This window comes from Flavobacterium sp. GNP010 (assembly GCF_056428945.1).
This window is the reverse complement of sequence record NZ_JBWJVK010000012.1, coordinates 38,174-58,339: the sequence shown is the minus strand read 5'-3', so window position 1 is coordinate 58,339 and position 20,166 is coordinate 38,174. Positions and strand designations below refer to the sequence as shown.

The 20,166-nt window shown below is 34.8% G+C and carries 14 protein-coding genes; 12 read left to right on the top strand and 2 right to left on the bottom strand.

From position 1 onward, the window contains the following. Positions 1-161: 161 nt before the first annotated feature. Complete coding sequence (locus AC061C_RS07020) at positions 162-1,472, bottom strand: N-6 DNA methylase (protein ID WP_478290579.1); 1,311 nt, start codon at positions 1,470-1,472, stop codon at positions 162-164. A gap of 692 nt (positions 1,473-2,164) precedes the next feature. On the opposite strand from AC061C_RS07020, the gene AC061C_RS07015 reads away from it, so the two are divergent. Further along, complete coding sequence (locus AC061C_RS07015; protein ID WP_478290578.1) at positions 2,165-2,887, top strand: porin family protein; 723 nt, start codon at positions 2,165-2,167, stop codon at positions 2,885-2,887. On the opposite strand, the gene AC061C_RS07010 is transcribed toward AC061C_RS07015, so the two are convergent. Next, positions 2,882-3,487 (bottom strand): hypothetical protein, encoded by a 606-nt coding sequence (locus AC061C_RS07010; protein WP_478290577.1) that lies wholly within the window; start codon positions 3,485-3,487, stop codon positions 2,882-2,884. The genes AC061C_RS07015 and AC061C_RS07010 overlap by 6 nt on opposite strands. 406 nt (positions 3,488-3,893) lie before the next feature. Here AC061C_RS07010 and AC061C_RS07005 point away from each other — a divergent pair, with 406 nt between their 5' ends. The 11 genes from AC061C_RS07005 to AC061C_RS06955 all read left to right on the top strand — a co-directional run bounded on the left by AC061C_RS07005 (position 3,894) and on the right by AC061C_RS06955 (position 20,031). After that, positions 3,894-6,338 carry a bifunctional UDP-N-acetylmuramoyl-tripeptide:D-alanyl-D-alanine ligase/alanine racemase gene (locus AC061C_RS07005; protein ID WP_478290576.1) on the top strand — a complete coding sequence of 815 codons (2,445 nt, stop codon included), beginning with the start codon at positions 3,894-3,896 and terminating at the stop codon, positions 6,336-6,338. 86 nt (positions 6,339-6,424) lie between these two features. Then, entirely contained in the window at positions 6,425-6,841 is a 417-nt protein-coding gene (mscL, locus tag AC061C_RS07000; RefSeq protein WP_309756941.1) for a large conductance mechanosensitive channel protein MscL, read from the top strand. 383 nt (positions 6,842-7,224) lie between these two features. Further along, entirely contained in the window at positions 7,225-8,214 is a 990-nt protein-coding gene (locus AC061C_RS06995; protein ID WP_478290575.1) for an aspartate-semialdehyde dehydrogenase, read from the top strand. A gap of 100 nt (positions 8,215-8,314) precedes the next feature. Beyond that, on the top strand, positions 8,315-8,668 hold the full coding sequence (locus tag AC061C_RS06990; RefSeq protein WP_478290574.1) for a hypothetical protein: 354 nt from the start codon (positions 8,315-8,317) through the stop codon (positions 8,666-8,668). Positions 8,669-8,836: 168 nt separating this feature from the next. Next, on the top strand, positions 8,837-11,044 hold the full coding sequence (locus tag AC061C_RS06985) for a TonB-dependent receptor (RefSeq protein ID WP_478290573.1): 2,208 nt from the start codon (positions 8,837-8,839) through the stop codon (positions 11,042-11,044). Positions 11,045-11,198: 154 nt separating this feature from the next. Next, on the top strand, positions 11,199-13,298 hold the full coding sequence (locus tag AC061C_RS06980) for a prolyl oligopeptidase family serine peptidase (protein ID WP_478290605.1): 2,100 nt from the start codon (positions 11,199-11,201) through the stop codon (positions 13,296-13,298). Between the two features lie 339 nt (positions 13,299-13,637). Next, a complete protein-coding gene (locus AC061C_RS06975; RefSeq protein ID WP_478290572.1) occupies positions 13,638-13,850 on the top strand; it encodes a helix-turn-helix domain-containing protein in 213 nt (70 codons plus the stop codon). Continuing rightward, a complete protein-coding gene (locus AC061C_RS06970; protein WP_478290571.1) occupies positions 13,840-14,913 on the top strand; it encodes a DNA cytosine methyltransferase in 1,074 nt (357 codons plus the stop codon). Before AC061C_RS06975 ends, AC061C_RS06970 begins: the two co-directional genes overlap by 11 nt. Further along, entirely contained in the window at positions 14,900-17,887 is a 2,988-nt protein-coding gene (locus tag AC061C_RS06965) for an ATP-binding protein (protein WP_478290570.1), read from the top strand. The genes AC061C_RS06970 and AC061C_RS06965 overlap by 14 nt, the downstream gene beginning before the upstream one ends. Continuing rightward, the gene (locus AC061C_RS06960) at positions 17,880-19,541 is read left to right on the top strand and encodes a response regulator receiver domain (RefSeq protein ID WP_478290569.1); all 1,662 of its coding nucleotides are present in this window, start codon (positions 17,880-17,882) and stop codon (positions 19,539-19,541) included. Before AC061C_RS06965 ends, AC061C_RS06960 begins: the two co-directional genes overlap by 8 nt. 175 nt (positions 19,542-19,716) lie before the next feature. Then, the gene (locus AC061C_RS06955; protein WP_099713737.1) at positions 19,717-20,031 is read left to right on the top strand and encodes an HPF/RaiA family ribosome-associated protein; all 315 of its coding nucleotides are present in this window, start codon (positions 19,717-19,719) and stop codon (positions 20,029-20,031) included. Positions 20,032-20,166: the final 135 nt, after the last annotated feature.

Below are 20,166 nucleotides of genomic sequence, written 5' to 3'. Positions count from 1 at the left end.
TTGAGAGTCGGGATGGGCTTCTTCTAAACTATTGGTTAGGAAAATCTTAAAACGTTGGTCATCTGTGGGTTTATAGCCTGTTTCGGTGAGTAACATATCCATTTTGAGGTGCGCCATGGCGTAAGAGGCCATTAATAACTCAAAACCATTTAAACGTGGTATTAAATCGTTAGTAACGTACTTGCTCCAAATACCTTGTTGTCCTTTAATTTCTTGTGAATGTGTTTTACCACTTCGGCCAGAAAGGTTCCCGTTCCGGTGGCGGGATCTAAGATTTGTACTTTGTGAACTTCGACTTCGGTTTCTACTTCTACAATTTTAGATTTAGCACCTACACCTGTTTGAGTAACGGCTTTTTTCTTGATTTTAATTTTGCTGGTATCAGCTAAACCTTGTGGTAAATTGAACTCGGTCTTTAAAATATCATCTACAGCACGAACTATAAAATTTACTACAGGTTGTGGCGTGTACCAAACTCCACGAGCTTTACGTAAGGCTGGATTGTATTCACCCAGAAAGGTTTCGTAAAAATGCACCACAGGATCTTCTTGCTTGGTGCTTCTTCCGAAGTTCTTCATAATATCCTCGACATCACTAGCCAAGAAAATAGAAATTAATTCATCTACTATCCAAACCAAGCGTGTATCTAAGTCGTAACCTGCAATGTCTTGAAATAATTTTCGCAAAAACGGATTGCTTTTAGGTATGAGTGTGGCAGCTTCTTCTCGTGAAAAATTTTCTAATGTTGGGTCGTGATAACGAGCGGCAAACATTCCGTAGGCAATGGTTTGTGCATAAATATCGGCGAAAGCTTTATTATCGATATCATGAATTAGCATTTGCTGAAACGACAACATTTGCGATTTTAGTTGCGAGCGGTTGTTGTGTTCATCATCACTGATTAGAGATTTTTCAATAACATCGGCCATTAACTTTGCTTTACCTGCCATCATTTGCGCCAGTTTTGTTGGGCTTTTAATGGTTTGCGATATGGTTTCGGCAAAGTTTTTAATCAAGTTTTTAAACTGGTCGAAGTTTCCGGGAATGGCAACAATTTGCGTCTTAAATTCCCCTCCTTTGGAGGGGTGTCCATCGGGCGGGGTGGTTGCTTTAAGTTCTGCAATGGCTATTTTAATAACAAATTCACCATCTTTATAAAAATGGAAATCCATGTAATCTGTAAATATCAAATTACTTAAACCCGCTTTGTATCGATCAAACTGTTCTTTGAGTTTTTTATCCTTTAGATCTACGCCAATATCTTTAGCTTCTACATACCCAACAGGAATGTCCTTGCGTGTTAATACATAATCAGGTGCGCCACAAGCCACTCTTGCGGGCTCATTTGTAACTAAAACGTCTGGCAAAATAGCCATTAAAAGATTCTGCAAATCCCCACGATAGGAGTGTTCTCGTGCGTTACCCGTTTGAAATAGAGTATTTATTTTAGTAATGTATTGTTCAATGGTCATCTAGCGAATTTTTCTTGTTTGATTATTTACATGCAGTAATCCCTTTAATAACAGTTTTAAAATCGTGGTATTTTAAATGCTGGTATCAATTTTTTTAGGAACTGATATGTAATGATGCTTTACTGTAGCGTTTGAAGGCTAAATGTAAGAAATTCGGAGTTGAATTTCATAATATCTTATCAACAAAAGAGAAATTGTGGTACAAATACAAAACGGGAGTAGGGTTTTGACTTACTTACTTACTTGCGCTGGTTCAATGTCGTTAAGTTAAGGAATAATCCCTTTGCTTGTGTCATTCCTACCAAGGAGGAATGGCAACAAAAGTGCGCAACAAACAGAGATTCCTCCTTCGTCGGAATGACAAATAAACACTTAACTTAATGACAATGGGCGCTCGTTTGCAATGCGTACCTACTTACCTTATAAAAAAACCGTAGCGTTTTCAACACGGCTTACTACATCGGCGATCAGGTATTTACCAATCAACATAGTAGAGGTACACTATTTAAATTTACAGTTTCAAATGTAAACTTAGGTGTTTATTTACATGCTAAAGAGTAGTCTCTAGGTTATGAAGTGGATTATTTTAATACAGCAATAAATGTGCGCTGCATACTAAGGAAATGCTATCTTTGTTACTAAGTCAATAGAGTAATGCAAGCCGTGTAATCCATAAAATTAAGTAGGATAGAATGATAAAAGTTCTAAAAAAATATAGAAACAGTTTTCTTGTAGGGTTTATTTTTATTAGTATGTCTGCTTTTGGTCAAGAGAATGAAACTCCTGCGGAAAAGGCAGTTGTTAAGGTAGATTCTTTATACCGCGAAGATCAGTTTTATTTTAGCATTACGTATAATATTTTGAGGGACAAACCAGCCAGTTTGTCTCAAGCTAAGTTCTCATCAGGATTCTCGGTAGGGTTTTTAAGAGACATGCCCATTAATAAGTCTAGAACGGTTGCTGTTGCCTCTGGTGTGGGTTTTACCTACAACAATTTCAATCAAAATCTAGCTATTGCCACTGTGGGAGACAAGCAGGTGTATAGCTACATTGATGCCGAAACAACGTACAACAAAAATAAATTTTCGCAACTATCCATAGATGTCCCATTGGAGTTTCGTTGGCGAACATCGACTTATGCGAGTCATAAATTTTGGCGCATTTACGGCGGATTAAAACTGAGTTATTTGCTCTACGACAACGCTATTTTTGATGGTTCTGGTGGCAAAGTGACTGTTACTGGCAATACCGATTTCAACAAAATGCAATACGGAACGTATATCTCTGCGGGATACAACACCATTAATTTATATGCATATTATGGTTTGAATTCATTGTTTAAATCAGCTCAAGTAAATGGTGAGCCAGTAAACGTGAAGGCCCTAAATATTGGAATCATATTCTATATTTTATAACCAAAGAACAAGTAAAAGCAACTGTGGTACCACGCCTAAAACAAACCCAAGTATGAGCTCAGTATTGGTATGAGCTTTCATTTCTAAACGGGAGGAAGCCACAAATCCATTCAGGAGGAGGAGCACAGTGATTAAAACAGTATTTGGATTTTGAAAATGCAAACTCAATCCAATTATAAAGACTGTTAACGAACTGATGGAGATCATGTGAAGACTCGCTTTTATATTGGCAAATAAAAGAATAAGGGCCAATAATGTACTCAAAAGTGCCGCTAAAAGGAAAAAATGCAACTCGGGATACCGGTCAATAGTAATGCTTTTTTTTACCAAAATAATCAGTAAAAAACAATGAATCAGTAACGGGATTTTTCGTTGGGATGCCTTGGCAAGCATTATAGAGTCTATGGTACCAGCTGTTTTTAGTAATAAAAAAACCAACAAAGGCAATAGCACCGTTACCACCACAACTTGAAAAAACACAAATAATTTTTCCTGACTTGTAAACTCAGTATCGGTAAAGAACAAGTAAAACAATGCGGCCATTGCCGGAATGAATATCGGATGGAAAACATAAGAAAACAAAGGAAGAATTTTTTTCAAAACATCTATTTTTAGCTACAAACAAATATAAGTAATCTGTAAAAATAGTAAAACAATTGCTACTGTTTCGTGATAGAAATATAAAATATCGCGCGGTACAATCCATTCGGTAATATTCATTTGGGCGTGTCGCGTTGTCTCGGCAAAAAGCCGCTACAAAGCGTCGGGCTTTCTGTTCCCGCTTTTTACAATCCCCTAAAAACGGGATTGTAAAAGAGCTCCACTACAATCCCTCACGCAAAAAAACGTTTAATATAAAAAAACGCGATCTCTTTTTTACATTTAGCCAGTACGTGTAGCGCTTCATTTTGAAAAGAAATGGTATTTTTGATAATCTTTTGCGTTATCCAGTGGTATAAACAATACCTCATACATCAAGAACTTATTTCAATCTCTTTCTATTTTCATGAGCAATAAAATTCTAAATAGTATACAAAACAGCACTTCATCTTTTGTGGGTAATGCTGCTGCTGTAAAGTTAGACAACATTTCTATAGACAGCCGCTCGCTACAAAACGGCTTGCAAACCTTGTTTTTTGCATTGGTAGGACCCAATAATGATGCGCATGCATACATTAGGGAGTTGATTGCAGTAGGAGTGCAGAATTTTGTGGTTACCCATATTCCAGAGGGATGTAAAGGAAATGCTAATTTCTTTGTTGTCGAAAATACTACGCGTGCTTTGCAAGAATTTGCAGCCAATTATCGCAGCTTTTTTAATTTTCCTATCATCGGGATAACGGGTAGTAATGGCAAAACGATTGTAAAGGAATGGTTGAATTTTTTATTGAGCCCGGATTATAACATCATCCGAAGTCCAAAGAGTTACAACTCACAAATTGGTGTTCCGCTGTCTGTTATTGCAATCAACGAGCAACACAATCTGGGTATTTTTGAAGCCGGAATTTCAACGGTTTCCGAAATGGAAAAATTAGAGCAGATTATCAAGCCATCCATTGGAATTCTAACAAATATAGGCACAGCACACGATGAAGGTTTTGCCAACAGCCAAGAAAAAATAAAAGAAAAATTAAAACTTTTTGAACACGTTCAGGTTTTAATGTACCATAAAAACGAAAGTATTGATGCGCATGTCAAGCCCAACATAAAAACATTGACATGGAGTTGGAATGATGCTAGCGCCTCAGTTTTGGTTTCCAAGAAAGTTGTTTTAGAGAATGTTATTTTGAAAATTCAATTGGGCAAAAAGCAGTTCGATGTTAAAATTCCTTTTCTAGATGAGGCATCAATCGAGAATGCCATCTCTTGTTTGATGGTTTTGTTGTACTTTGAATACGATGAAGCGACTATTCAAAACCGAATGGAATTGTTATATCCCGTAGAAATGCGCTTGAAAGTAAAAAACGGAATCAATAATTGCAGCATCATCGATGACAGTTATAGTTCTGATTTTCAATCCTTAAAAATAGCATTGGATTTTCTAGAAAGTCAAAAACAATATAAGAAGAAAACCGTGATTTTGTCTGACATTTTTCAAAGTGGTTTGCCAAAGGACGAGTTGTATGATAAAGTGGCAGATTTGATTATTGCTCATAAAATTGATCGTGTCATCGGAATTGGGGAAACCATTTCGGCATTCAAAACTAAATTTGCGAATGCAGTTACTTATGAAAATACAGCTGAGTTTATAACCGATTTTGACACACTGGATTTCAATAACGAAACCATTTTGATCAAAGGTGCTAGGACTTTTCAATTTGAAGAAATTGTTTATTTGCTGGAAGAGAAAACACACGAAACAGTGTTAGAAATCAATTTGAATGCGATAAGTCATAATTTAAATTTTTATAAGTCGAAGCTAAAGCCAAAAGTGAAAATGATGGTGATGGTAAAAGCGTTTGGTTACGGCAATGGCGGACTTGAAATCGCAAAATTACTCGAGCATCACAAAGTAGATTACTTGGGTGTGGCTTTTGCCGATGAGGGAATTGCGCTAAAAAATGGTGGAATTACGTTGCCTATTATGGTACTTAATCCAGAAAGCACTAGTTTTTCAGCTATAATTCAACACCAATTAGAACCAGAAATATACAGTCTCAAAGGATTGTATGCTTTTCTTAAACTAGCCAAACAAAAAAACTTATATCATTTTCCTATTCATATAAAAATAGATACTGGTATGCATCGATTGGGTTTTGAGGAAAATACCATCAATGAGTTGATTGCTGCGCTACAAGGAAATGAAACAGTGCACGTAAAAAGTATCTTATCCCATCTCGCGACCAGCGATGATCTCGAACATATGGATTTTGCAAATACTCAGATTGCATTATTCGAGAAATTATCCTCAAAGTTGCTTTTAGAATTGCAAATAAAACCATTGCGGCACATTCTAAATACGTCAGGAATTAGCAATTTTGAAAACGCACAATATGATATGGTTCGATTGGGAATTGGATTGTACGGCGTTTCAAATGATGCCGAAGAACAAAAACAACTCGAAAATGTGGGTACATTAAAATCGATCATTTCACAAATAAGAACGATCTCGGCGGGAGAAAGTGTAGGATATGGGCGCCGTTTTATGGCTATTAAACCAACTACAATTGCTACAATTCCTATTGGGTATGCAGATGGAATCTCGAGAAGTTGGGGCAATGGTGTGGGACATGTTATGGTTAAAAATAATAAAGCACAAATTGTTGGTAGCGTTTGTATGGATATGCTAATGATTGATGTTACGGGAATCAATTGCCATGAAGGCGATGTTGTTGTAGTTTTTGGTAAAAACCTTACAGTGAATTACATTGCTGAAAAATTAAATACTATTTCCTATGAAATTTTAACCAATATTTCTCAGCGTGTGAAACGAATATTTTTCAGGGAATAAATGTCGCTGTAGTAGTTTCTTTGCTAATGTGTTAAAATTTAAGTACGTTAGCATCTTCAAATAATTATAAACTTAAACTTTATGCTATGGGATTTTTTGGTGATTTTAAGGCTTCTTTAATGAAAGGAGACGTTTTAAGCTTAGCAACGGCAGTTGTTATTGGTGGTGCTTTTGGTAAAATAGTTGGTTCAGCTGTTGATGATGTCATTATGCCAATCGTAGGGTTACTTACTGGTGGAATCGATTTCACAAAAAAGTTCGTAACACTAGACGGTAATAGTTATGCTGATTTAGCGGCTGCAAAAGCGGCTGGTGCTGCGGTAATAACTTATGGAAATTTAGTGCAAGCTATTATTAACTTTGTAATTATTGCTTTCTTTATTTTTGTGGTGCTACGAGCTGCTGAAAAAGCAAAGAAAAAAGAAGTGGTTGTTGTTGCGGCTCCAGCTGGACCTACGCAAGAAGAGCTATTAACGCAAATTAGAGATTTGTTAAAAAAGTAATTTCCGCTACATTATATATTCTAACTAAACCGCTTCGTAACAGAGGCGGTTTTTCTTTAAAAATAAGTCTAAAACAGTAGCGACTTTGTTACCATTAAGAAATTAAGATACATTAAGAAGTACTTTAATACTTGATTTTTTTAATGGTTCAAAAGTTATATAGAATGTTATTACACAAGTTTTGCCATTCAAAAAGTAACAATTGTGGGAAATAATTTTAATTTATATTTTCACACTTTTATCGGAATGTTATAAATTAAACATTTTGTTATTTTTTGTGAACCCACTTGTTTTGATTTCAATATTACTTACTTTTGTACTTCAAATTTAATATTCACCCGAGCCTGAAAAGCGAACGGACGAAGTAATACTAAAAATATACTATGAAAATAGCAGTTGTAGGAGCCACAGGAATGGTAGGCGAGATCATGTTGAAAGTTTTAGCCGAAAGAAACTTCCCAGTAACAGAATTAATTCCAGTAGCATCAGAACGTTCTGTTGGGAAAGAGATTGATTTTAAAGGTCAAAAATATACCGTTGTGGGCTTGCAAACTGCTGTTGACATGAAAGCGGATATAGCTTTGTTCTCCGCAGGTGGTGATACTTCATTAGAGTGGGCTCCAAAATTTGCGGCAGCAGGAACAACTGTTATCGATAATTCATCGGCTTGGAGAATGGATCCAACAAAAAAACTTATTGTTCCAGAAATAAATGCAAGCGAATTAACAGCAGCAGATAAAATCATCGCTAATCCAAACTGCTCTACCATTCAAATGGTCTTGGTTCTTGCTCCTTTGCATAGAAAATACAACATCAAACGTGTTATTGTTTCTACGTACCAATCCATCACTGGTACAGGCGTAAAAGCGGTACAACAACTCGAAAATGAATACGCAGGTGTTCAAGGTGAAATGGCCTATAAGTACCCTATTCACCGCAACGCTATTCCACAATGCGATTCTTTCGAGGACAACGGTTATACTAAAGAAGAGATGAAATTGGTTCGTGAAACACAAAAAATATTAGATGACAAAACTATTGCTGTAACGGCTACTGCGGTTAGAGTACCAGTAGTAGGCGGACACAGCGAAGCCGTAAATGTTGAGTTTACAAATGACTTTGATGTAAATGACGTGAGAAATATTTTGCATCATACCGATGGAGTAGTAGTTCAAGACAATACAGACACGTATACGTATCCAATGCCTTTGTACACAGAAGGAAAGGATGCCGTTTTTGTAGGTAGAATTCGTAGGGACTTAAGTCAGGAAAACACCTTGAATATGTGGATTGTTGCAGATAACTTGCGAAAAGGAGCGGCTACAAATACCGTTCAAATTGCTGAATATTTGATAGCAAATAAATTGGTGTAAACCAGTTTTTGTATTTTAAGAAAACCATTTGTTTCACGAAAAAATATTTTTGTGAAACAAATGGTTTTCTTTTTTCTTGTTTTTGTTACCTTTGGCTCGAATGAAAAAGAATAAACTCATAGTAAGTCTTTCTCTGATTGTTACAGTATTGTTCTCCATACTGTTCCAGTCGTTGCATACCTATGAGCATTTGGAAAAACAGCTTTCCCAAAAGCAATGCCACCATAAATACAACGTTACCGGTAAGGAGATAACACACCAACACAAAAAAGTTGACCACTGTTATGTATGTGAATTCGCTTTTGGCAGTTACATTACTCCAAAAGATTTCTCCTATCAATTGTATTCTAGTAGTGAAGAAATCCCTTATTTTTTTATTGGAACAGAAACGGTTATTTCGTTTTCCGGTAGTTTGTATTCCCACCGCGGACCACCTGTAAATAATTTAAGCTGAATTTATTTCAGCTTCTGCTGAACTCATTTCAGTTTCAGTTGAATTTATTTTCCATGCAACTTCATTAATTTGATTTTGTTGGAATAATTTTTATTTACTAAATAATTCCAGCGTCGGCTCCCGCTCCTTTGGAGAGGGCTGGGGAGAGGAAAACTACACTAATTTTCAATGAAAAAATTTATTTTAGCCCTATTCTTGGGGTTTTCGGCAATGCTTCAAGCGCAAAATACACTATCGGGAACTGTAACCGATTTAAAAAACCAACCCATAAAAGGCGTTTCAGTCTATGCATCAGAGTTGCATAAAGGGACTACAACAGATGAAAACGGAAAATATTCTTTTTTTAATTTGCCCAATAGAAACTTAAAGATCAGCTTTACGTTCGTAGGATTTGCAACCCAAAACAAAACCATAAACAGTCTTCAAATAGAGAACACACTTGATGTTATGCTCGAAGAAGCAATTTTCGAAATGGACGAAGTTATTGTTTCAACCGCTTTCAATAAAATGCAATCGCAAAACGTCATGAAAGTCGAGCACGAAAGCATCAAAAATTTACAACGAAAAGGAACGGCCACTTTAATCGAAGGATTGGCTACTATTCCCGGAGTTTCTCAAGTTTCTACAGGAACCTCTATTGGGAAACCGGTAATTCGTGGTTTGAGCGGCAATCGTGTTTTGGTATATTCACAAGGCGTTCGAATAGAAAATCAACAATTTGGCGACGAACATGGTTTGGGATTAAACGATTCTGGAGTTGAAAGCGTTGAGGTTATAAAAGGACCAGCTTCATTGTTATATGGTTCCGATGCTTTGGGTGGTGTTTTATATTTTAACCCAGAAAAATTTGCTGATGCAAATACCTTTAAGACAAACTTCAGTCAAAGATATTTCTCGAATACCTCTGGTAGCAGTTCTTCTTTGGGTTTGAAAACATCTACAGATAACTGGAAATTTATGGCTCGAGGAAGTTACAATACTCATTCTGATTATAAAGTTGCCGATGGCGACCGAGTGACAAATACGCGTTACAATGAAACCGATTTCAAAACTGGAATAGGGTACAGCAATACTAAATTTTCGAGTGTATTGCGTTACAATTACAATGAATTGGATTTAGGAATCCCAGAAGATGGAATAGGAGAGCAAACGACGAGTAAGAAAACGGGTTTTCCAAAACAAGGGGTTTTCAATCATTTATGGAGTTTAAACAATGTTTTCTTTTTCGAAAAATCAAAACTAGATCTTGATTTAGGCTATGTTGCCAATGATCGAAGTGAGTTCGAAGATAGTAATGTGGCGGTTTTACACATGAAATTAAAGACATTCAATTACAACGCAAAATACCATTTGCCAAAAATGGGAAAAATAGAAACCATTGTAGGCGTTCAGGGAATGCACCAAACCAATGCAAATTCTGGAGAAGAATATTTGATTCCGGATGCCATTACGAATGATTTTGGGGTTTTTGGAACCGCAAATTATGAGTGGAAATCTAATGTGTTGCAAGCCGGATTGCGTTTCGATAATAGAAATGTTACTACAGAGGCACAAGGAATTGCAGGCGAAGAAGGTTCTTTTGAAGCGATTGATAAATCATACGACAGTTTTAATGCTTCTTTAGGTTATAAAACCAATCTAGCCGATGATGTAACGTTGCGTTTGAACGTTGCTTCTGGATTTAGAGCGCCAAATCTTGCTGAATTAACTTCAAATGGAGTGCACGAAGGTACCAATCGATATGAAATAGGAAACAGCGATTTAGAAACCGAGCAAAACGTACAAACAGATTTAAATTTAGAATACAAAACGGATCATGTTGAGTTTTTTGTTAACGGATTTTACAATCACATCAACAATTACATCTATACCTCGCCAACAGGAGAAATAATCGACCAAAATGCGGTATTTGATTATATTCAAGATAATGCAAAGTTGTACGGAGGCGAATTAGGACTGCATTTTCATCCGCATCCATTGGATTGGTTGCATTTCGAAACGAGTTTTGAAACAGTTACAGGCAAAAAACAAAATGGAGATTACTTGCCTTTAATTCCCGCTAACAATTGGAACAACACTATTAGAACCGAATTCAAAATTAAAAACTGGTTGAAAGATGGTTTTGCAACGTTGAATGTTGCTAGTACATTTAGTCAAAAAAATATAAGTGGATTTGAAACCGAATCGAAAGGGTACAACCTAGTAAATTTAGGCTTTGGCGGCACCGTGAAACTGGGCAAAACTGTATTTGATGTTAATATCAACGGGAATAATTTATTCGATAAAGGATACATTGCGCATCTTTCTCGTTTAAAAACGGATGGCATTCCAAACATAGGAAGAAACATCGTTTTTGGGGTAAATTTCAACTTGTAGCTCAATTGTTTCATCCACATATCAAAAAAACGCTACTCGAAAGAGTAGCGTTTTTTAGTTTTATTTAAGACTTTCCCACCTTTACAACACTAACTATTTCCTTATTTTTGTAACAACCTAAAAAAAATAACTAATGAAGAAATCCTTTTTAATAATGGCTATAACCTCTGCAATGGCAACTTTTGGCCAAAATAAAAACGAAAAAATAACCTATCCCACTACCAGTAAAGGGGCAACTGTTGATGCGTATTTTGATACGAAACTTCCAGATCCATACCGTTGGCTAGAAGACGATAAATCAGCCGAGACAGGTGCTTGGGTCAAAGCCCAAAACGAAGTAACTTACGGATATCTCAATCAAATTCCGTTTCGTGATGCGTTAAAATCCCGAATGGAAAAACTGTGGAATTACGAAAAAATAGGAGCGCCTTTCAAAGAAGGGAATTTCACATACTACTACAAAAATAACGGTTTACAAAACCAATCGGTGTTGTACAGAAAAGATGCCAAAGGTACCGAAACCGTTTTCTTAGATCCCAACACGTTTTCTAAAGACGGAACCACTTCGCTTGGCGGATTGGATTTTTCTAAAGACGGTTCAAAAGTAGCCTACGCTATTTCAGAAGGCGGAAGCGACTGGCGAAAAGTCATTATCATGGATGCCATTACTAATAAAATAATCGAAGACACGATTGTCGACGTAAAATTCAGCGGTGTGTCTTGGAAAGCAAACGAAGGTTTCTACTATTCCAGTTATGAAAAACCAAAAGGAAGCGAATTATCGGCAAAAACCGACCAACACAAACTCTATTTCCACAAATTAGGAACCGCACAAAAAGACGATAAAGTAATTTTTGGTGCTGACCAAAAACGCCGTTATGTAGGCGGTGGCGTGACCGAGGATGATCGTTACCTTGTAATTACGGCGGCAAATTCTACCTATGGAAACGAGTTGTACATCAAAGATTTAACCAAACCCAACAGTCCTATTGTGACTATTGTAGATAATTTTAAGAGCGACAACAACATCATCGAAAACGAAGGCGGTAAATTATTCATAGAAACCGACTTAAATGCGCCCAACAAACGCATCGTTACCGTGGATGTCAACAATCCAAAACCAGAAAACTGGAAGGACTTTATTGCCGAAACAGAGAATGTTTTATCTCCATCAACAGGAGGCGGTTATTTCTTTGCAAATTACATGAAAGATGCCGTTTCATTAGTAAAACAATATGATTATTCCGGAAAATTGATTCGCGAAATCAAACTACCAGGAGTAGGAACAGCGGGCGGTTTTGGCGGAAAGAAAAAAGAGAAAAACCTTTATTTCTCGTTTACAAATTACATCACACCGGGTTCTATTTTTAGTTTAGATACAAAAACAGGAACCTCTGTTGTGTATGAAAAACCAAAAGTAGATTTCAATACGGATCTGTATGAGTCCAAACAAGTATTTTATACCTCAAAAGACGGTACTAAAATCCCAATGATTATCACCCACAAAAAAGGATTAAAACTAGAAGGAACCAACCCAACCATGCTTTACGGATATGGCGGATTCAACGTGAGTTTAACACCAAGTTTTAGCATAGCCAATGCCATCTGGATGGAAAACGGAGGCGTTTATGCTGTACCCAACTTACGTGGCGGCGGCGAATACGGGAAAAAATGGCACGATGCGGGAACCAAAATGCAAAAACAAAATGTGTTTGATGATTTCATCGCAGCAGCCGAATACCTGATTGCTCAGAAATACACCTCTTCACAATACCTAGCCATTCGTGGTGGGTCAAACGGAGGTTTGTTAGTAGGTGCTACCATGACGCAACGACCAGAGCTAATGAAAGTCGCTTTGCCAGCAGTGGGCGTGATGGACATGTTGCGTTACCACACCTTTACCGCAGGAGCAGGTTGGGCGTATGATTACGGAACGGCGCAGGACAGCAAGGAAATGTTTAGTTACATCAAAGGCTATTCTCCCGTACACAATGTAAAAGCAGGAGTTCAATATCCGGCAACAATGGTCACAACGGGCGATCATGATGATAGAGTAGTGCCGGCACACAGCTTTAAATTTGCTGCCGAATTACAAGAAAAACAAACAGGAACCAACCCAACTTTAATTAGAATTGACATCAATGCAGGACACGGCGTCGGAAAATCCGTGGCAGCAACCATTCAGGAAAACGTAGACATACAGGCCTTTACGCTCTACAACATGGGGATTATGACCATCCCTGCAAGTAAATAATAGGGACAGAAGGTACGGCGTGGTTACTCTTTTCTATGAGCTTAATCCTGCTGTACACTGTATCTTTTCCTCCGCCGAAAGTGGCGGAAGGAAAAGGATGCCGTTCCCATCAGGGCTAGGGCATTCGTTTCTACAAACGATTGTCATTGCGAGGAACGAAGCAATCACATCACAAATTGATACCAATTTCAAAAAACGCTATTCGAAAGAGTAGCGTTTTTTTTGTTTCTAATAAATTTTTAATGATTATTTTTTTTAAGAAAATTATTTCAAAATCATAAAAAAATGAGGTCAATTGTAAGCAGGTCAATTGTCCACACAAAACTACTTTTATAGGTTATGAATCTGAAAGAAAAATTTGGACATAAAATTAAACAGCTAAGAGAGCAAAAAGGGTACTCTATTGAGTATCTGGCGAATATTGCAAACATTGATCGAACCTATATTTCTGATATTGAAAAAGGAAAAAGAAATGTTTCGCTACTTATTATTGAAAAACTCGCAAAAGCTCTCGAAGTAAATATTCAAGAATTATTTAATTATGGAGGATGAAGCTAACAATTTACATGCAGTTGACTTTTTTTGTGGCGGTGGCGGCATGAGTTATGGGATGCTAGAAGCAGGTATAAATGTTTTAGCAGGAATTGACTATGAGCCAAATTGTAGAGCAACTTATGAAGAGAATATAAGAGGCGCGCAATTTATACAAGCTGATGTTTTTGAATTAAAAGAAGAAGAATTAGAAACAAGATTAAATCTTAATCGTGATGATAATGATTTAATTCTAATAGGCTGTAGCCCTTGTCAATTTTGGAGTATAATCAATACAGATAAAACCAAATCAACAAAATCAGCAAATTTATTAATAGAATTTACTCGTTTTGTAAAATACTTTAACCCTGGTTATGTAGTTGTAGAAAATGTTCCTGGAGTGTTAAGAAAGAAAAGAGAAAGCGGACTTGAAGATTTTATAATTTGGCTTGAACAAAACAATTATAAAGTGCATTTTGAAGTTCATAATGTTGCAGAATATGGTGTTCCTCAAAGTCGAAAAAGATTTACTTTAATAGCAAATCGTGTAACTGAGGAACGGATTGATTTGATGAAAAATGAAGGTCGAAAAGTTACCGTTAGAGATGTTTTGGGACTAGATAACGGTTTTCCAGAAATTAAGGATGGACATAAAGACAATACAGAATTTTTACATACCGTTGCGTCTATCTCGGCAGTGAATAAAAAAAGATTAAAGAAAGTCGCAAAAGATGGTGGAAACCGATTAGGTTTTGCCAATGATCCAGAACTACAATTAGCTTGTTTTGAGGGTAAAGACAGTTCTTTTAAGGATACTTTTGGTCGTTTGTGGTGGGATAAGCCATCACCAACCATCACCACAAAATTTTTTAGTATTTCAAATGGTCGCTTTGTTCACCCTGACGAAGACAGAGCATTGTCTTTACGAGAAGGCGCAACCTTGCAATCTTTCCCAAAAGAATATAAATTTCATGGAACAAGCACTTCATCTATTGCTAGATTAATAGGTAATGCAGTTCCACCTCAATATGCAAAATGTATAGGAGAGGCAATAATAAATAATCATTTTAATGGCGCAATTTAAAACAAGAGCAAGAGCATTAGATTTATTAGGTCGTCAACAAATTGCTGGAATTCCAACAGCAATTAATGAACTTATTAAAAATGCTCATGATGCTTATGCTGATAAATTTGATATTGATTTTTTTAGAAAAGATAATTTACTTGTTCTAAGAGATGATGGTCTAGGAATGACTAGAGAAGAATTTGAAACAAGATGGTTGACTATAGGAACCGAAAGTAAATTTGCAAATAGAAAAACCCTTCTTCCTCCTACGGATAGTGCTAAACTTAGAAGACCTGTAATGGGTGAGAAAGGAATCGGAAGGCTAGCAATTGCATCAATAGGCAAACAAGTTTTAATATTAACAAAAGCAAATAAAAGAGAAGAAGACCATAAAATTGTTGGCGTTTTTATTAATTGGGAGCTATTTGAATTACCAGGTATTAATTTAGAAGACATAACAATTCCTATTTTGGAATTTGATAATTTCCCAGATGAAGATGATATAAACAATATGAAATCTGAAATTTCATTGTCTCTTGAAAATCTTTTAAAGAATGATATTATATCAGAGGATGACTTTTTAAAAATCAGTTCTTCTATAGATAGTTTTAAAGTAAATCCAAGAGAATTAAATAACAAACAAGTTGGAGATTTTGAACTTTTAAATAAAAAAGGGGGAACTTTTTTTTATATAACACCTGTAAATGAAACATTAATTTTTGACATTGAAGGAGAAAAAGGTCAAGAAGCAACAAAAATTGAAAAAATGTTAATTGGTTTTCATAATACAATGACCCCAAATCATCCTGAGCCAATTATAGATATTTCATTTAGAGATTATAGAAGTGATAATGATTTGTATTTTGATTTAATTAATAGAGAAGAGTTTTTTACACCACAAGAATTTGAAATAGCAGACCATCATTTTGAAGGGAATTTTGATAAGTTTGGACAATTTAAAGGCTCTGTTAATATCTATGGGGTACAGAAATATGAAAATCATATAATTAGTTGGAATGGTAATCATTTCAGGGAAACAGATTGTGGTTCATTTGATATAAATTTTGTATTTATTCAAGGAAATTTAAGAGATTCTAAAGTTGATTCGGAAAATTGGGCTGTTTTAAGCGCTAAAACAAATAAATTTGGAGGCTTATATATTTATAAGGATAATATTAGAATATTACCTTATGGAGATATTGATTATGATTTTTTAAATATAGAGAAAAACAGGACAAAAAGAGCTAGTACATACTTTTTTTCTCATAGGAGAATGTTTGGTGTGATTGAAATTAACAATAAAGAAAATTTTAAGTTAACCGAGAAGGCAGGAAGAGAAGGTTTTATTGAGAATAAAGCTTATCGTCAATTTCAAGATATACTTAGGAACTTCATGGTTCAATTAGCAACAGATTTTTTTGATGAAAAAAACAAAAACCCACATTCAGAGTTTTATAATCAAAAAAAACAAGAAATAAACTCTGTTTATTCTGCTTTAGAAAGAAGGGATAAGCTTGCAAAAGGCAAAAAAGAAAAATTTTTAGAAGATCTTGATAATTTTTTCAAAAATCTTACTTCAAAGAAAATAGAAAATGAAGTAAATAATATAATTGGAGAAACTAGGCAAAATTTTAATTCAATCATTTATATTAAAAATATTGATGAGTCGAGCCAAAAAATATTAGATTACGAATTCGATTCAAGAAAAAAATTGAGTGACTATAAGAAAAAGATAAGTGTTTCTAATCCTAAAGGATTTTCTATATCAAAAGGAAATAGGATAGATTTTGATACTTATTTGAGTGAATTTCAATTGTTAGAAAATGGATTGTTTAAAATGGCAAGTAATTCATTAGACACTTTGGTTGATGAGTTTACGTCAAAATTAAACATTGAAATAAGTAAAAGAAAAAGGTTAGAGCAAGCTGTAGATTTTATATCTGTTGAAGCAAAAAAAACGAATATTAAAAAGAAAAACGAAACAAACGAAATAGTTAATGATGTTTCTAAGAAGATAAAAGAGCTAACTTCTGAATTGATGTTGGATTTGGATAATCAGATTCGAACGGTTAAGGATAAGTTCAAGAATTTAGGAACAAACAATGTAGATGATTTTGATTTGGTAGAGCAAAGAAAATCAATGGAAGAAGAAATAGAACTAATAAGTAACCGTAATACATTTGTTATGGATAGAATTATTAGACAATTTGAAAGTTTCTACATTGAGAAAAGTAATGAAGGTGAGATTATTACAAATGATCAAATTTCGGATGCGCTAGCCGAAGAATTAGATGAGTTAAGGGAAAGGGTTCAAGCTGATATAGAGTTAAGTCAATTGGGCTTGGCAGTTGGAGTTTTACATCATGAATTTGGGAGTACAATACGTTCAATAAGGGGAAGCCTTAAAGATTTGAAAGCATGGTCTGACGTGAATGATAAGCTTGATGGGGTTTATAAAAACATCAAAGTGAATTTTGAACATTTAGATGGTTATCTTAATCTATTCACTCCATTAAATAGAAGACTGAACAGAAAGAGAGAAGACATTTCTTTGATGGAAATTAAGGCGTTTTTAATTGATTTGTTCAAATCAAGAATGGAAAGACACAATATTCAGTTTAAACATACAAATGGATTTGCAAATGAAAAACTATTTGGATTTAGATCTACATTTTATCCTGTTTTTGTAAATTTAATTGACAATGCTATCTATTGGCTAAACCATAGTGATGTGAATCAAAAAATAATTCGCTTACATGCGGATGAATCTGGAATTTACATTTCAAATAATGGGTTGGAAATTCCAATTCAAGACAGAGAGCGAATATTTGACTTAGGATTTTCTAGAAAAGCCCATGGCAGAGGTATGGGATTAAATATCAGTAAAGAAGTACTAAATGCAGAAAATTATAACATATATAATATCATTTCTAAAGAAGGAAGTACAGTTACCTTCAAAATCGAACGAATTAAATCAGAAAATAATGAGTAATCCTTTTTTTGAAAAGTCAAAAGTAATAGCAAATGATTTTTTGCAAAGTATTGTTTTTATAGACGATAAAGCGTATTTAGCTAGATCAGCTGATAGTCCAAACCATGATTTTGATGCTCGAAAAGTTTCTAACGTATTTGCTTCTGAAAAAAAAATATGCGGCATATATCAACCTCAAAATCAAAAAGATATTGATAGTTTTAAGGGAATTGCCAAAAAAGCTGATGTGGTAATTCTTGATTGGCAAATAAATTTATTAAATACCAATGTAGATGTAAACCTCGAAGCAGATGCACCAGCAGATGATACACGTGGGCAGTTTACCTTAGAAATTATTAATGAAATCTTGACGGATCCAATTGTTGGTAAAGGAAGTTTAAAGTTGATAATAATTTATACTGGTGAAACAAATTTGGTAGAAATTACCCAAGAAGTTTATGATACATTATTTGCAGAATGTTCCGATTTAAAACATGAGGATTGCAAAGTTTACTCTGACAATATAAAGGTACTTATTAGAGCAAAATCTTCGGTTGGGGATGAGGAGGAAGATACTAAATTTAATCACCTTATAGGTTTGAAAGATAAAATCGTTAAATACAAAGATTTACCATCATTTGTGTTAAATGAGTTTACAGAAATGACGAGTGGCTTATTATCAAATTTCGCATTACAAAGTTTAACTACTATTCGGTTTAACTCTCATAAAATTTTAAGCCTCTTTTCGAAGGAGTTGGATTGTGCATATTTAAGTCATAAATCATTTATACCTAATTCAGAGGATGCTGAGGATTTACTATTAGATATTTTGAAAGATTCTATAGCTGATTTGTTAAGTTATAATGGGATACATAAGGTTGTAAATAAAGATTTAATTTTGGATTGGATAGATCTTAATATTCTAGAAGAAACTCATTCAGTATTAAATAATAAAGGAATTAAATTAAATCCTGGCATAGATTTTATTCGTAATAAATCAATGCTTACTGATTTATTATTTTCTTCTGAAACTAGAGTTGAAAAGAAATTTGAGACAGTTTTTAAAGCGTTGATACAAAATAAAGACCAAAGAGGCGAATTTTTAAAATATTTGTCAAATAACAACACGAAACTTTTTTTAAATTTAAGTAACTTAACAAAAGAAGAAGAAATAAACAAGAATTTCGCCAAACTAACACACCATAAAAGTTTATTTTTGCCTCAAAATATTGAACCTAAATTAACTCTTGGCACAATAATTAAAAGTACTAAAAATGACAATTATTTTATTTGTATACAGCAAAAATGTGATAGTGTCAGAATCTACGGGGTTGAGCGGAAATTTCTTTTTCTACCAATGTCAATAATAAACGGTAATGACAAATTTGAAATCATATCTCCTGCCGGTATTAAATTAAAATTAAATAAAAAATCATTTTCAATAAGAACAATAAAGTTCGTTGGAGATAATGTAGAAGGAATTGTGAAAGGTAGAAATGATGGAACTGGTAAATATATTTTCGAACAAAATTACAAAGAAGTTACTGACGAGCATTTTGAATGGATTTTAGATTTAAAAGACCTTCATTCTCAGAGAGTTGTAGTGGAATATGCGTCCGAATTATCTCGAGTTGGTCTAGATGAATCTGAATGGTTAAGAAGATGGGCTAATTAATTTTTTATGGCTCAAAAAAATCTCTGGTCAAAAGAAGAACTAATACTTGCTTTTAATTTGTACTTAAAAATCAAGTTACAAATGCTCTTTTATTTTCACAATGTTTTATTAATTGGTTCGGTTTTTCATACTGCAATCGATAAATTTGAGAATAGAACATTAAATAAATAAAAATATGACAGTACAAATCAACACAGACAACAATGTAGAAGGACACGCACGTTTGAAAGCGTATATAGCGGAGGAATTAGGAACCGCTTTGGCGCGTTTTGAAGATAAAGTAACCCGTTTAGAAGTGCATCTTGCAGACGAAAACAGTGATAAATTCGGAATCAACGACAAACGATGCCTGATCGAAGCCAGACCAGTAAATATGCAACCCGTTGCAGTTACCAATCATGCCGATACTACAGAGAAAGCCTTTCATGGTGCCTTAGACAAAATAAAAAAAGTGTTGGACACGGCTTTCGAAAAACAGAAAGCGTATTAAATAGTTGCCTTTTGGCACGCCAAAAAAATGACACTGTCTTATGGAGATACTGTCATTTTTTTTTGGTTGAGATACTAATGTTTGTAGTTGTATCTCTTTTAAACTTAAATAGGGAAGGCCGATTAGCAGGCTAGG